The organism is Micromonospora sp. RV43, assembly GCF_001029515.1.
Classification (GTDB): domain Bacteria; phylum Actinomycetota; class Actinomycetes; order Mycobacteriales; family Micromonosporaceae; genus Micromonospora; species Micromonospora aurantiaca.
Genome location: NZ_LEKG01000204.1, coordinates 1 through 13,055 on the forward strand (window position 1 = coordinate 1; position 13,055 = coordinate 13,055).

The window sequence follows — 13,055 nt, forward strand, 5'->3', positions numbered from 1 at the left end:
GGCCCGGCCGGCCCCGCCCACGTCCACGCCCGCCAGGTCGCCCTCGCCGTGCACCTCGGTGATGCGGGTGCTGCCCGGGCGGGCCGGGTCGCCGGTCCAGAGCGCGTCGACGTCGGAGAGCAGCACCAGCAGGTCGGCGTCGACGAGCGCGGCGACGAGCGCGGCCAGGCGATCGTTGTCGCCGAACCGGATCTCCTCGGTGGCCACCGTGTCGTTCTCGTTGACGATCGGCACGGCGTGCAGGTCGAGCAGCTTGCGCAGCGTCCGGTACGCGTTGCGGTAGTGCGCGCGCCGGGTCACGTCGTCCACGGTGAGCAGCACCTGCCCGACGGTGCGGCCGTGCCGGGCGAACGCGGCCGCGTACCGGCCGATCAGCAGGCCCTGGCCGACGCTGGCGGCGGCCTGCTGGGTGGCCAGGTCGCGCGGGCGCCGGGGCAGCCGCAGCGGGGCGAGCCCGGCGGCGATCGCGCCGGAGGAGACCAGCACCACCTCGCGGCCGGAGGCGGCGAGCCCGCCGAGCGTGTCGACGAGCGCGTCGACCCGGGCGTCGTCCAGGCCGCCCGTCGCGGTGGTCAGCGAGGACGAACCGATCTTGACGACGATCCGGCGGGCCGAGGTGACTGCTTCACGCACCCGACCATTCTGCGCGCTGCGGTCTGCCGCGCCGCGGCGCGTTCCCATATCGTGGCAGCTCGTGACACCTGACGAGTACGTCGAGGCGGTGCTGGCACTGGTCGAGCGGATCCCGCCGGGGCGGGTGATGTCGTACGGGGCGGTGGCCGACGCGCTCGCCGACCGCTCGGGACGGGCCTCGCCACGGCTGGTCGGCTCGATCATGGCGCGGCACGGGGGCGGGGTGCCGTGGCACCGGGTGGTGAACGCGGCCGGCCGGATGCCGCCGGGGCACGAGCGCAAGGCCCGGGAACGGCTGCTCGCCGAGGGCTGCCCGTTGCGTGGCGACCGGGTGGACCTGGCGGCGGCGTCCTGGTCACCGGACGAGGGGTGACCCGACCGGGTCGGCGGCAGCCGGCCAACCGATCGTGACTGCCCTCAACGAGTCCGGGTCATCGCGGCCAGTCTGAGAACGCGTGCCGGAGGTCGCGGATCTCGGCCGGGGCGAGGCGGTAGAGCGTGAAAACGGTGTCGGGCAGGCGGTCGAGGCGCTGTAACGAGTCCTGGAACTCTTCGTCGGTGAGCGCCGGGTCGGCCCGCCGCGCGAGGTCCACCAGGTCGTTCCTGCTGTAGCGGCCGAGCGCGGCGGCGACGTCGATGTAGTCGCGGGGTTGGGCACGGGTGACCATGGCGGCGACCTTGGTGCCGATCACGTCGTCCAGGTGCAGCACCGGCCCGACGTCGAGCACGATCGGGCTGGTGCTGCGCGCGAAGCGTACGAGCTGCAGCCGTACGGTCCGGTCGTCGCGGCGAACCTCGAACTCGATCATGTCGTGCTCGAAGCCGTAGAAGACGTCGTCCAGCTCGGTGGGCTCGGCGATGGTCTCGACCTGGAATCCGGCATCGAGCAGGGTGGCGCGCACCAGCTCGGCGGCGGCGGTGACCCCACCGTCGACATCCGTGAAGAGGTCGACGTCCTCGGTGGGGCGGGCGCCGACGCCGTGGGCGATGAGGGCCTGGCCGCCGGCGAGGGCGAAGCCGTGTCGGCCGGCCACGGCGAGCGCGATACGGGCGACCTCGTGCTGGAACGGGTCCGGCGCCGGTGACATCAGGCGGCGACGTCCCGTGCGCGCAGCATCGGGTGGCTCTCTTCCCAGGCGCGGCGGACACCGCGGGGCACATACAACTCGGGCCACAGGCGGATGAGGGTGGGGCCGTGCAGCCAGGCGCGCAGCTCGTCGGGATGAACGGCTTCGGTGAGCACCGTCTCGTACATCCACGCGAGCAGACCCGGGACGTCGAGGTCGACGTGCCGGTCGGGTTGCCAGAACAGCCGGTGGGGCAGCTCGACCACGCCGGCGACCGGGCCCTGCAACTCGCTCAGGTCGGGGACCACGACCGCACGACGGCCGGGACGGGCCTCGTACGGTGCCCGCGAGCTGCGGACGGATCGGGCTGGGTCCATGCCCTACAGGGTAGCGGTGCCGACCTGCGCCTCACCGCGACTCGCGAGCGCCTGTCGGCATCGAACGAGCAGCACCCAGGAGGGGATGTGACCCGGGCCATAACGTGAGTAACATTCGGCGCCATGACAGCTTCGGGCCTGCCCCGCCGGGTGCACCTCGGGTACGCGCTGGGTTCCCTGGTCACCGGCGCGTTCGGCACCGTGCCCGGGCTGCTCCTGTTGCCGTACCTCACCGACACGCTCGGCGTCGCCGCCGGGCTGGCCGCCCTGCTGGTGCTGCTGCCGAAGGCGTGGGACGTGCTCGTCAACCCGGTCGCCGGGCGGATCTCCGACCGGACCCGCTCCCGCTGGGGCGCGCGCCGTCCGTACCTGCTCGGTGGCGGGCTGGCACTCGCCGTGCTGTTCGCCTCGATCTTCGCCGCGCCGTTCGCGAACGGTCCGGGCGCCGCCGCGTACGTGGCGCTGGCGTTCCTGGCGACGGCCACCGCGTTCGCGTTCTTCCAGGTGCCCTACGTGGCCATGCCGGCCGAGCTGACCGCCGACCCGGCGGAGCGTACCCGGTTGATGACCTGGCGGATCGCGGTGCTGGCGCTGGCCATCCTGGTCTCCGGCGCGGTGGCCCCGGCGGTGGTGAGCGCGGGCGGCGACGGCGTGCCCGGCCACCGGTGGATGGGTCTGTTCGTGGCCGCGCTGATCGTCGCCGGCACGGTCGGCGTCTTCCTCGGCACCCGGTCGGCGCCGACCGGGACGGTGGGGGAGAGCGAGCCGAGTCTGCGCGCTCAGCTCGCTGTCGCCACCGGCAACCGGCCGTTCCGGGTGCTGCTGATCTGCTTCGTGATCCAGTCCGCCGGGGTGGCCACCGTGCTGGCCGGGGTGAAGTACTTCGCCGACCAGGTGCTGCGTGAGCCGGACAGCGGCCCGACGCTGCTGTTCGCCTGCTTCGTGGCGCCCGCGCTGCTGGTCATGCCGCTCTGGTCCCGGGCCGGCGCCCGGCTGGGCAAGCGGGCGTCGCTCGTCGCCGCGTCGCTGATCTTCGCCGCGGGCGCGCTGGCCCTGGTCGCCGCGCCCGCTCTGCCCGCCGCCGCGGCCTACGCGGTGGTCGCGGTGATCGGCGTCGGGTACGCAGGCCAGCAGGTCTTCGCGCTGGCCATGCTGCCGGACTGCATCGCGTACGACACGGCACGCACCGGGCGGCGGCAGGCGGGCGTGTTCACCGGGCTGTGGACGGCAGGGGAGACGTTCGGGCTGGCGCTGGGGCCGGGCATCTACGGCCTGGTGCTCCAGCTCTCCGGCTACGTCTCCTCGTCCACCGGCACCGCCGCCGTCCAGTCCGACACGGCTCGGCTCGGCGTGCTGCTCGGCTTCACAGTGCTGCCCGCCCTGCTGGTGGCGATCCCGCTGGTGCTGCTGCGCGGCTACACCCTGACCCCGGCCCAGCTGGCCACCGCGTCCGGGGCCACAGTGCCCGAGGCCACCGCGCCCGAGGCCACCGCGTCCGGAACCACCGAGGCCGACGCCCCGGTCACGCGGGCGTGAGCACCGTCCGGCCCGTCCACGAGAGGAACCACCCGATGACCGACACGGCAGACGTGGGTGCGCTGCCCGCACGGGGGATGCCCGCGGCGGACGTACTAGGCGAGATCCGCGCGCTGCGGGCCGCCGACCGGCCGACCCACGGCGGGCGGCTGTTCGCGTACGTCTACGACCCCGGCGTGGCCGGACTGGACGAGCTGGCGCAGGCCGCGTACGCGGAGAGCGCACACGTCAACGGCCTCGACCCGACCGCGTTCCCGTCGTTGCTGGCGATGGAGAACGCGCTCGTCGGCGCCGCCGCGCGTCTGCTCGGCGGCGGTCCCGGCACCGGCGCGCCGGACGTGGTCGGCAGCGTCACCAGCGGCGGCACCGAGTCGCTGCTGCTCGCCGTCAAGGCGGCCCGGGACGCCCGCCCCGACCTGACCGAGCCGCGGATCGTGGCGCCGGCCAGCGCGCACGCCGCGTTCGCCAAGGCGGCGCACTACCTGCGGGTCACGCTGGACACCGTGGCTGTCGACCCGGTGACGCTGCGGCCGGACCCGGCCGTGGTGGCCGCCGCGATCCGCCCGGAGACCGTGCTGGTGGTGGCGTCCGCCCCGTCGTACGCGCACGGGGTGGTCGACCCGGTGACCGAGATCGCTGCCGTCGCGCAGGCCGCGGGTGTGCGCTGCCACGTGGACGCCTGCTTCGGCGGCTGGGCGCTGCCCTGGCTGCGCCGGCTCGGCGCACCGGTGCCGCCGTTCGACTTCGCCGTACCCGGGGTCACCTCGATCTCGGTCGACCTGCACAAGTACGCGTACGCGCCGAAGGGCGTCTCGGTGCTGCTGCACCGCGATCCGGCGCTGCGCGCCCCGCAGTTCTTCGCGTACGCCGACTGGCCCGGGTACACGATGGTCAACCCGGTGATCGCCTCCACCCGGTCCGGCGGGCCGATCGCCGCCGCGTACGCCACACTTCGCCACCTCGGCGAGGACGGCTACCTGCGGCTGGCCGCCGCCACCCGGGACGCGGTAACCGGGCTGGCCGACGCGGTACGGGCCACCGGCGGCCTGCGGCTGATGGCCGAACCGGAGACCACAGTGGTCTGCTTCACCAGCGACGATCCGGGGCTCGACCTGTTCGTGCTGGTCGACGAGCTGACCGCGCGTGGCTGGCACACCCAGCCCCAGCTCACGTACGCCGATCTGCCGGCCAGCGTGCACCTCACGGTGACTGCGGCGGTGGCGCCCCGGGTGGCCGAGTTCGGCCCGGCGCTGGCCGAGGCGGTCGCGGCGGCCCGCGCCGCCGGGCCGGTCGTGCTGCCGCCGGAGTTGCTGGCGCTGGCCGGCAGCCTCGCGCCGGAGGCGCTCACCCCCGAGCTGGTGGCCGGACTGGCAGGCGGCCTCGGCCTGGCCGGCGGCGCCGGTGTGCCGGACCGGATGGCGGTGGTGAACACGCTGCTCGACGCCGCCCCGGCGCGGCTGCGGGAACGGCTGCTCGCGGAGTTCGTCGGGTTGCTCCAGCGTCCGGCCTGGTGACGCCGCGACGCCCGGCCGGCGCGTGGGCGCCGGCCGGGCGGGCGACGGGTCAGCTCGCGGCGGCCGCGGTCACCGTGAACGACGTGGTGTTGTCCGACGGGTCCACGTCCTGCGGGTCCTCGGCCTGCCAGAAGTAGCTCCCGGTCACGGTGAGGCTGCCGGTGCCCAGCTCGCCCGCCGCCGTGCCGACGGGCGAGCTGAGGAAGACGTCGAAGGTGCGCTCCTCACCGGGCATGAACCGGCCGCCCGGCACGGTGAACCCGAGCGGGAAGCTCGGCATGTCCTGCGGCTCGATGTGGTCGACCTGCACCCCCGAGGGCAGGGCGGCGGCGACGTTGAGAGCGAAGGTCGGCGCGTCGTTGCCGTAGCGCACGGTGACCGGCATCCGGCCGAGCAGGGTGCCGTCCGGCTGCGGGGTCAGCGTCACGGCGCCGCCCCGGATGCTGAGGTCGGTGTCGACGGCCTGCACGTACGGTCGCGGCTTGCGCAGGCTGCCGGTGGTGGAGCGGAAGAGGGTGGTGAAGCCGGTGGCGTCCGAGGCCGCGGCGGCGCCGTCCGGGACGACCTCGATCCGCCCGCCGTTCGCGACCATCGGGTACGTGCGCGCCGTGGTCCAGACGTGGAAGCCCAGCCGGAAGGTGCGCCTCTTGCCGGCCTCGATCTGCTCGCCGCCGCAGCCGATCACCAGCCGGTTCTCCACCAGGCGGTCGTAGAAGCAGCCGCCGCCGGGCTCGATGGAGGTGAACGACGCCCCCGCCGGCTCGGTGACGACCAGGCTCACCGACGTCGCGGTCGACCGCCGGTTGGTCACCGTCGCGGTGAGCGTCCCGACGTACCCCCGGTCGGTCGGGTCGAGGACGAGCCGCTGGGCCGTGACGTCGACGCGGCCGGTGGCGGCGCCCGGCGCGGCGGCGGCCGGCGCGGCCAGGGTGATCAGTGCGGCGGTCCCACCGAGCAGTGCGGTGGCGATCCGTGCCGTACGTGTGGTCATGCTGTTCCTCCCGTGATTCCCCGTTGCCGGACGGCGGCATCTCCGTCCGTCCGATGCCGGTGACACGTCCAGACGGGACGGTCGGTTGCGATCTGTCGGTCAGCCGACGGAGGTCAGCTCGACCTCGTTGTCCTTCCAGTTCAGGTCGTTCCAGTACCGCTCCTGCGAGTCGATGTGGATCGCCCGCAGCGTCGGCGGCTCGTCGGCGGTCGCCGGATGGTCGAACGTGAACGTGTACGTCCTGCTCGCGCCCACCGACAGGGTGTCCAGCACGCAGGCGATGCCCCCGTCGAGACGCACGTTCCGGCACCGGTCCAGGGCGGACCCGTTCGGTCTCGTGTAGTCGTACCAACCGGTGAACCCGAGCTGGCGCACGCTCACCGGCCCCCGGTTCACCACTGTCACGGTGACCGTTACCTTCCGGATACCCTTTTTGTCCGGCGGTCCGGCCACGACGTCGCGGGCGGTCATCGTGAGGTCGGTCAGACGGGGGTCGGTGCCGAACTTCTTCGGTCCGTCGACCTGCCGGAACCGTTCACCGTTCCAGGCGTACGTCCGCCACTGCCGTTGCGGCGTCCATTCGGGCGTGCCGCAACAGGGCTGGATGTCGGCGACGTGCGCCCGGACCTCCCCGCCGTCCCGCACCGAGAACTCGGTGATGTCATCCATGCCCTCACGGGTGCCGACCACCCGGCCCATGGTGATGATCCGGCCGTCGCCGTCCCGGTCGAAGGCGAGCACCTGTTTGCCCGACGCCTCGCCGTAGCGGCAGGCGACGAGGACGACCGTCTCGGTCGCGCCGTCGCCGTCGAGGTCGGCGTACTCCGGCCCGGCGAGCAGCGTCGGGACCGATTCGTCCTGCGGGCCGGACCGGAGCCGGACGTCGTCACTGACACAGGTCTGCGGTGCGTCCGGCCAGGACACGAGGTCGAGCTGGGCCGCGAGCAGCTGGGACCGCGTGATCCGCCCGTCCGGAGCGGCCGGGGTCGAGCCGGCCGTGCTCGGCGGCGGCGTCGACGGTGGCGGCGACGTGCTCTCGGACGGAGTCGGGGTGACTGTCTGCGCGGGCGCCGGGGGCGGTCCGGGCCGCCGGTCCAGGGCGGCGTTCGCGCCCACCGGGATCACCACGGCAAGCACCACGGCCGCCGCGGTGACCACCGCTGTACGTCGGCGGCGGCGCCGGACCGTGCGCCGGACCGCAGCCGTCCCGGCCGGGTGCACCACAGGCGTGTACGCCGTGCGGAACTCGGCGAACTCGCCGCCGATCAGGATGTCGTCGGGCTCAGTCATGGTGGTTCACCTCGCTCGTGGTGGTGAGCTTCGCCGCCAGCGCGGTCCGCCCCCGGTACAGCCAGGACTTGACGGTGCCCTCCGGCACGTCCTCCTGCGCCGCGATCTGCGCGACGCTCAGATCGGCCAGGTAGTGCAGCACCACGGCGCGGCGCTGATGCGGCGGCAGCTCGGCCAGCGCGGCGGTCAGTGCGACCCGGTCCGGCCCCGGCCCCGGCACGTACTCCTCCCGCTGGCGGTGCAGCCACGCCTGGGCCGTCCGCAGCCGCCGCCAGCGGCTGGTGGCCAGGTTCCAGGCCACCCGGCGGACCCAGGCCACCGGATCGTCGTAGCGGGACACCCGGGACCAGCGGGCGAACGCCCGGCAGAACGCCTCCTGCACCATGTCCTGCGCCTGGGACAGGTCACCGCAGTAGGCGGTGAGCTGAAGCGTCAGGGACCGGAAGTGTGCGTGGTAGAGCCCGTCGAAGTCGACCGCCTCGCGCCTCTCGGCGCGCCTCGCTGTCCCCTCGGGTGGCTCGTCGAGCATCGGCTCCCTCGTCACCGTCACCTGGTCCTCCCCGTGTGCGTGCCGCCGACGCGGTCACGCCGGTCACACGCCCTGACGCCCGCACCGGTTGCGGGGGTTGCCGATCCGGGCGCTGTGGTTGACTGTCGGTTCAGGGACAGCGGAATGTCGCAGACAGGGGAGGGCCCGAGGTGCAGGTGCCGGCCGTGCTCGGCGAGCCGATCCGGTTCGTGCTGAACTGGGGCCGCCGCTACTCGCTCTGGGTGTTCAACTTCGGCCTGGCCTGCTGCGCCATCGAGTTCATCGCCACCAGCATGGGCCGGCACGACTTCATGCGGCTCGGCGTGATCCCGTTCGCCCACGGGCCCCGGCAGGCCGACCTGATGGTGGTCAGCGGCACCGTCACCGACAAGATGGCCCCGGCGGTCAAGCGGCTCTACGACCAGATGCCCGAGCCGAAGTACGTGATCTCGTTCGGCGCCTGCTCGAACTGCGGCGGCCCGTACTGGGACTCCTACTCGGTGACCAAGGGCGTCGACCAGCTCATCCCCGTCGACGTGTACGTGCCCGGCTGCCCGCCGCGCCCCGAGGCGCTGCTGCACGGCATCCTGCGCCTCCAGGAGAAGATCGCCGCCGAGCAGTCAGGCATCGGCGGCGTGCCCCGGCCCGACGCGCTCACCTCCCCGGCGGACGCTGTGGCGCGGCCGGTCGAGGCGCTCACCGCACCACCGGTACGTCCGCCGGTCGGCTGAACCGCCAGGTGGCGGCGCGGGGCTAGCCTGCGGCTCATGACCGACCTCGCGGAGAAGCGCTCCGCATTCATCATCGACGTGCTGACCGAGGAGTTCGGCGCGTCCATGGCGATCGACCCGGCGGCGTTCCGTCGCAAGTTCCGCAAGATGGCGGCGTCACCGTTCGCCTTCTACCGGGGCAGCGCCGCGCTGTTCTACGCCGACCAGCGCGGCGACTTCGGCAGCGACCGGTTCCTCGACGAGCGGACCAGCCGGGTGTGGATCCACGGTGACCTGCACGCCGAGAACTTCGGCACCTACATGAACGCCTCCGGGCAGCTCGTGTTCAACGTCAACGACTTCGACGAGGCGTACGTCGGGCCGTTCACCTGGGACCTGAAGCGGTTCGCCGCCAGCGTGGCGCTGCTCGGCTACGCCAAGGCGCTCTCCGACCGGGTGATCGGCGAACTGGTGACCGGCTTCGCCCGGTCGTACCTGGCCGAACTGCGGGCCATCGCCGCGGGCGGGGACGACGCGATCGGCTCGATCACGCTCGACAACGCCGACGGTGTGCTGCGCCGGGTGCTCCAGCAGGCGCGGCTGAACACCCGGGTGGACCTGCTCGCCGCGCAGACCACGATCGACAACTACGAGCGCCGGTTCTCCCTCGGCGACGGCGTCCACGAGATCGACGACGCCACCCGGGAGAAGGTCTGCGCCGCGTTCGCCGACTACCTGCACACGCTGCCGGACTCGACCACCCGGATGCGCCCGGTGGCCGCCGGCATCAAGGACGTGGTGCTGCGCAAGGGCGTCGGCATCGGGTCGGCCGGGCTGCCGTCGTACAACCTGCTGCTGGAGGGGCACACCCAGGCGCTGGAGAACGACGTCGTCATCTACATGAAGCAGGCGCAGGTGCCGGCCGTGGCGCGGTACGTCGACGACGAGCGGGTCCGGTCGTACTTCCGGCACCAGGGTCACCGCACCGCCGAGTCGCAGCGCGCGCTGCAGGCGCACGCCGACCCGTGGCTGGGCTTCACCGAGCTGGACGGCGTCGGGCAGCTCGTCGCCGAGGTGTCCCCGTACGCGGCGGACCTGGACTGGGCCGACGTGAACGAGCCGGAGGCACTGGCGGGGGTGCTCGCCGACCTGGGCCGGGCGGTGGCCCGGATGCACTCGGTCGCCGACGACGAGTCCAGCCACGACCTGGTCGACTACTCCACCGAGGAGGCGATCGTCGCGGTCGTCGACGCCGACCCGGAGGCGTTCGTCGGCTACCTGGTCGACTTCGGGCACCGGTACGGGATCCGGGCGCGCGAGGACCACCAGCTCTTCGTGGACCTGTTCCGCAACGGCCGGCTACCAGGCATCTGAGAGGGCCGGGGCGCCGGATCCGGCGCCCCGCCTCACTGCGTGAAGTCAAGCACCGCCTTGATGTCCTCACCGACCGAGGCGTACGCCTCGCGGTAGTTCGACAGCGGCACCCGGCGGGTGATCAGCGAGGTCAGCCACGACTGTTCGGCCTGGGCGAGCGCCTCGGCGGCCATCTCCCAGTGCCGCCGCCCGGCGTTCACCGAGCCGAACACCACGTTGTTCTCCAGCACCAGCTCCCGGTTGAGCGCCCCCGCGTCGAAGTTGATCGTCCGGCCGCCGCTGGAGACGCCGGTCAGGCAGACGATGCCGGTGGGCGCGGCCTTGCACATGGCGTCGAGCACCACAGTGGGCGCGCCGGTGCACTCGATCACCACGTCCGGCTTCACGTCCAGCTCGGGCACGGTCGCCGTGTGGTACGTCGCCCCGAGCGCGCGGACCAGTTCCGGCTTCGGCCCGGTGGTGTTGCGGTCCAGCACGTGCACCGACAGCCCACGCTGGCTGCCGAGCAGCGCGGCCAGCAGCCCGATCGGCCCGGCGCCGGTGACCAGCACGGTCATCGGTTTCCACTCGGCCCGGCGGCCGATCCGCTCGATGTGGTCCCACGCCTTCGCCACCACGCTCGTCGGCTCCAGCAGCACGCCCACTGATGCGAGCGCCGGGTCCAGGCCGACGGCGAACTTGGGCTGCAACCGCCAGCGCTCCCGGGCGAAACCGGGCAGTGCCTTGATGCCGTGCTCGGTGTACTGGCCGTTGCGGCACATGTCCCACTCGTCCACCGCGCAGTTCGCGCAGGGCACCGGATCGGGGTGGCGGACCACACCGGCGACCAGGTCACCGGTGTGCAACGTGCCGGTCGGATCATCCAGCACACGGCCCAGCGACTCGTGCCCGAGCACCAGCCGCTCCTGGCCCGGCGGCGCCTCGCCGTACTCGCCCGCGACGATCTCGTGGTCGGTGCCGCAGACACCCACCGCCAGCGCCTCGACCAGGATCGCGCCCTCCTCGGGCGGTGGCTCGGGCCAGTCCTCGACGAGCCGCAGCGAATCAGGGACACCGGGGGTCACAGTCACAGCGCGCACGGACCTCATCTTTCCGCGCGCTCGCCCCGCCCGCCCGGCAAAGCGGCGATCCCGGCACGGGCGGCCCGACCCGGTCCGCAGCCGTCGGCCATAGGATCAGCGCATGACTCCGGAAGAGGTCGGCCGGCGGGTGGTCGCGCTGCTCACGCCCGTCGAGGCCACCGCGTCCGTCTCCGGCGGTCAGGGGTACGCCCGCGCCACCGTCGACGTACCCCCTGCGAGCTGGGCGGACGCGGTGCGCGCGGTACGCGACGACGCCGAGCTGGGCCTGGATTTCCTGGACTGGCTGTCGGCGGTGGACGAGCTGGCCGACGGCTTCGACGTGGTGCTGCACCTCTGGTCGGTCCGGCACCGGCACGGCCTGCTGCTGCGTACCCGGGTGCCCCGGGACACGCCTGTCGTCGCCTCGGTGGTCGACCTGTTCCCCGGCGCCGCGTGGCACGAGCGCGAGACGCACGAGATGTTCGGCATCGACTTCGCCGGCCACGGTGAGCTGCGGCCGCTGCTGCTGCCGCCCGAGTTCGAGGGGCACCCGCTGCGCAAGGAGTTCGTCCTCGCCTCCCGGGTCGCCAAGCCGTGGCCCGGCGCGAAGGAGCCGGGCGAGTCGGAGGCGGGCGGAGGCCGCCGGCCGGTCCGGCCGCCGGGCGTGCCCGCGCCGGGTGAGTGGGGCACGACGCCCACGCCGGCGGGTGCGGCCGGCGCCGGTGAGGGCCCCCGAGGGGGTACGCCGGCGCGCCCGGCCCGCGAACGGCCGGCGCGGCCCGCTCCGGGCGAGCGTCCAGCGCGGCCTGCTGCCGCTGAGCGCCCGGCGCGGCCGACTGCCGGGGATGCTCCGGAGCGGGCTGTTTCCGGGGAGCCCGGGGAGGGGTCCACTGCTGCTCCGGCGGCCGACGACGCGGGTCCGCTCGGGCGGCCGCTGCCGGGGGAGCGGCCGACCGGGCCGCCCCGCCAGGAGCCGGAGCCCGACGCGGCGGGGGAGAGCTGATGCCGGACTGGTTGGAGCTGGTCCTGCGCGTGGCAGGCGTGCTCGTCGCGTTCCTCACGCTGCCGCTGATCGTGGGCCAGGCCGAGCACAAGGTGATGGCGCACATGCAGGGCCGGCTGGGCCCGATGTACGCGGGCGGCTTCCACGGCTGGGCGCAACTGGTCGCCGACGGCATCAAGTTCGTGCAGAAGGAGGACGTCACCCCGCGCGACGCGGACCGGCCGGTGTTCCGGCTGGCGCCCGCTGTGGCGCTGGTGCCGTACCTGCTCGTGCTGCTGGTCATCCCGCTCGGTCCGGGCGACCTGGTCGCCCAGCCGCTGGACATCGGCCTGTTCTTCGTGCTCGCCGTGGTGGGCGTCGGGGTGCTGGCGGTGCTCATGTCCGCGTGGGCGTCGGCGAACAAGTACAGCCTGCTCGGCGGGCTGCGCGGCGCGGCCCAGCTGCTCGGGTACGAGCTGCCGCTGGTGCTGGCCGCCGCCTCGGTGGCGATGGCGGCGGGCACGCTGAGCCTGCCCGGCATCGTGGAGGCGTGGCAGCCGTGGTGGCTGCTGTGGCAGGCGCCGGCCATGGTGATCTTCTTCGTGGCCGGGCTGGCGGAGATCCGCCGCCCGCCGTTCGACATGCCGGTGGCCGACTCCGAGCTGGTCTTCGGCTACATGACCGAGTACACCGGCCTGCGGTTCGCGTTCTTCCTGCTCGCCGAGTACGTGGGCATCGTGGTGATCGCGGCGCTGACCACTGTGCTGTTCCTCGGCGGCTGGCAGGGCCCGTTCGCCGACGCGCAGCTCGGCTGGCTGTGGACGCTGCTCAAGGTCTTCGCCGTCGCCTTCGTGATCATCTGGCTGCGGGTGAGCTACCCGAGGCTGCGCGAGGACCAGCTCCAGCGCCTCTGCTGGCTGGTCCTGGTCCCCCTGGCCCTGGCCCAGCTGGTCCTGACCGCCGCAGTCCGCCTGGCCCTCTAGCCCCACAT

At 73.5% G+C, this 13,055-nt stretch carries 13 protein-coding genes and 1 pseudogene; 7 read left to right on the top strand and 7 right to left on the bottom strand.

What is annotated here, in order from left to right:
* Window positions 1–681 (bottom strand): glutamate 5-kinase (proB, locus tag ABD52_RS32670; RefSeq protein ID WP_047894278.1); only part of this gene is annotated, 681 nt, incomplete at its 3' end.
* 13 nt (window positions 682–694) lie between these two features.
* Between proB and ABD52_RS32675 the strand changes: the two genes are divergently transcribed.
* Window positions 695–1,006, top strand: coding sequence for an MGMT family protein (locus ABD52_RS32675; protein WP_047894270.1), 312 nt, complete (start codon window positions 695–697; stop codon window positions 1,004–1,006).
* A 58-nt stretch (window positions 1,007–1,064) separates the two neighbouring features.
* Here ABD52_RS32675 and ABD52_RS32680 read toward each other — a convergent pair whose 3' ends face one another.
* The gene (locus ABD52_RS32680; protein ID WP_047894271.1) at window positions 1,065–1,721 is read right to left on the bottom strand and encodes a nucleotidyl transferase AbiEii/AbiGii toxin family protein; all 657 of its coding nucleotides are present in this window, start codon (window positions 1,719–1,721) and stop codon (window positions 1,065–1,067) included.
* Complete coding sequence (locus tag ABD52_RS32685; RefSeq protein ID WP_047894272.1) at window positions 1,721–2,077, bottom strand: hypothetical protein; 357 nt, start codon at window positions 2,075–2,077, stop codon at window positions 1,721–1,723. Before ABD52_RS32685 ends, ABD52_RS32680 begins: the two co-directional genes overlap by 1 nt.
* Window positions 2,078–2,200: 123 nt before the next feature.
* Between ABD52_RS32685 and ABD52_RS32690 the strand changes: the two genes are divergently transcribed.
* Window positions 2,201–3,613: an MFS transporter gene (locus ABD52_RS32690; RefSeq protein ID WP_047894273.1), complete on the top strand. Its 1,413-nt coding sequence runs from the start codon at window positions 2,201–2,203 to the stop codon at window positions 3,611–3,613.
* Between the two features lie 35 nt (window positions 3,614–3,648).
* Window positions 3,649–5,127 carry an aminotransferase class V-fold PLP-dependent enzyme gene (locus tag ABD52_RS32695; protein WP_047894274.1) on the top strand — a complete coding sequence of 493 codons (1,479 nt, stop codon included), beginning with the start codon at window positions 3,649–3,651 and terminating at the stop codon, window positions 5,125–5,127.
* A gap of 49 nt (window positions 5,128–5,176) precedes the next feature.
* Here the strand turns inward: ABD52_RS32695 and ABD52_RS32700 are convergent, their stop codons facing one another.
* From ABD52_RS32700 to ABD52_RS32710, 3 genes are all read right to left on the bottom strand, one after another.
* Complete coding sequence (locus ABD52_RS32700) at window positions 5,177–6,118, bottom strand: hypothetical protein (RefSeq protein ID WP_047894275.1); 942 nt, start codon at window positions 6,116–6,118, stop codon at window positions 5,177–5,179.
* 99 nt (window positions 6,119–6,217) lie between these two features.
* Window positions 6,218–7,408, bottom strand: a complete 1,191-nt coding sequence (locus tag ABD52_RS32705) for a hypothetical protein (protein WP_047894276.1) — start codon at window positions 7,406–7,408, stop codon at window positions 6,218–6,220.
* Entirely contained in the window at window positions 7,401–7,958 is a 558-nt protein-coding gene (locus ABD52_RS32710; RefSeq protein WP_013288677.1) for an RNA polymerase sigma factor, read from the bottom strand. The genes ABD52_RS32705 and ABD52_RS32710 overlap by 8 nt, the downstream gene beginning before the upstream one ends.
* 149 nt (window positions 7,959–8,107) lie before the next feature.
* On the opposite strand from ABD52_RS32710, the gene ABD52_RS32715 reads away from it, so the two are divergent.
* A complete protein-coding gene (locus ABD52_RS32715) occupies window positions 8,108–8,668 on the top strand; it encodes an NADH-quinone oxidoreductase subunit B (RefSeq protein ID WP_013288676.1) in 561 nt (186 codons plus the stop codon).
* Between the two features lie 36 nt (window positions 8,669–8,704).
* Window positions 8,705–10,021 (top strand): DUF2252 domain-containing protein, encoded by a 1,317-nt coding sequence (locus tag ABD52_RS32720; protein WP_013475209.1) that lies wholly within the window; start codon window positions 8,705–8,707, stop codon window positions 10,019–10,021.
* A gap of 32 nt (window positions 10,022–10,053) precedes the next feature.
* Here ABD52_RS32720 and ABD52_RS32725 read toward each other — a convergent pair whose 3' ends face one another.
* Window positions 10,054–11,100 carry a glucose 1-dehydrogenase gene (locus ABD52_RS32725; protein WP_030269284.1) on the bottom strand — a complete coding sequence of 349 codons (1,047 nt, stop codon included), beginning with the start codon at window positions 11,098–11,100 and terminating at the stop codon, window positions 10,054–10,056.
* A 103-nt stretch (window positions 11,101–11,203) separates the two neighbouring features.
* Between ABD52_RS32725 and ABD52_RS41190 the strand changes: the two are divergent.
* Window positions 11,204–11,770 (top strand): annotated as a pseudogene (locus ABD52_RS41190) (NADH-quinone oxidoreductase subunit C); the annotation flags it as partial.
* Between the two features lie 314 nt (window positions 11,771–12,084).
* Window positions 12,085–13,047 carry an NADH-quinone oxidoreductase subunit NuoH gene (nuoH, locus tag ABD52_RS32735; protein ID WP_013288672.1) on the top strand — a complete coding sequence of 321 codons (963 nt, stop codon included), beginning with the start codon at window positions 12,085–12,087 and terminating at the stop codon, window positions 13,045–13,047.
* The last annotated feature ends 8 nt before the right edge of the window (window positions 13,048–13,055 follow it).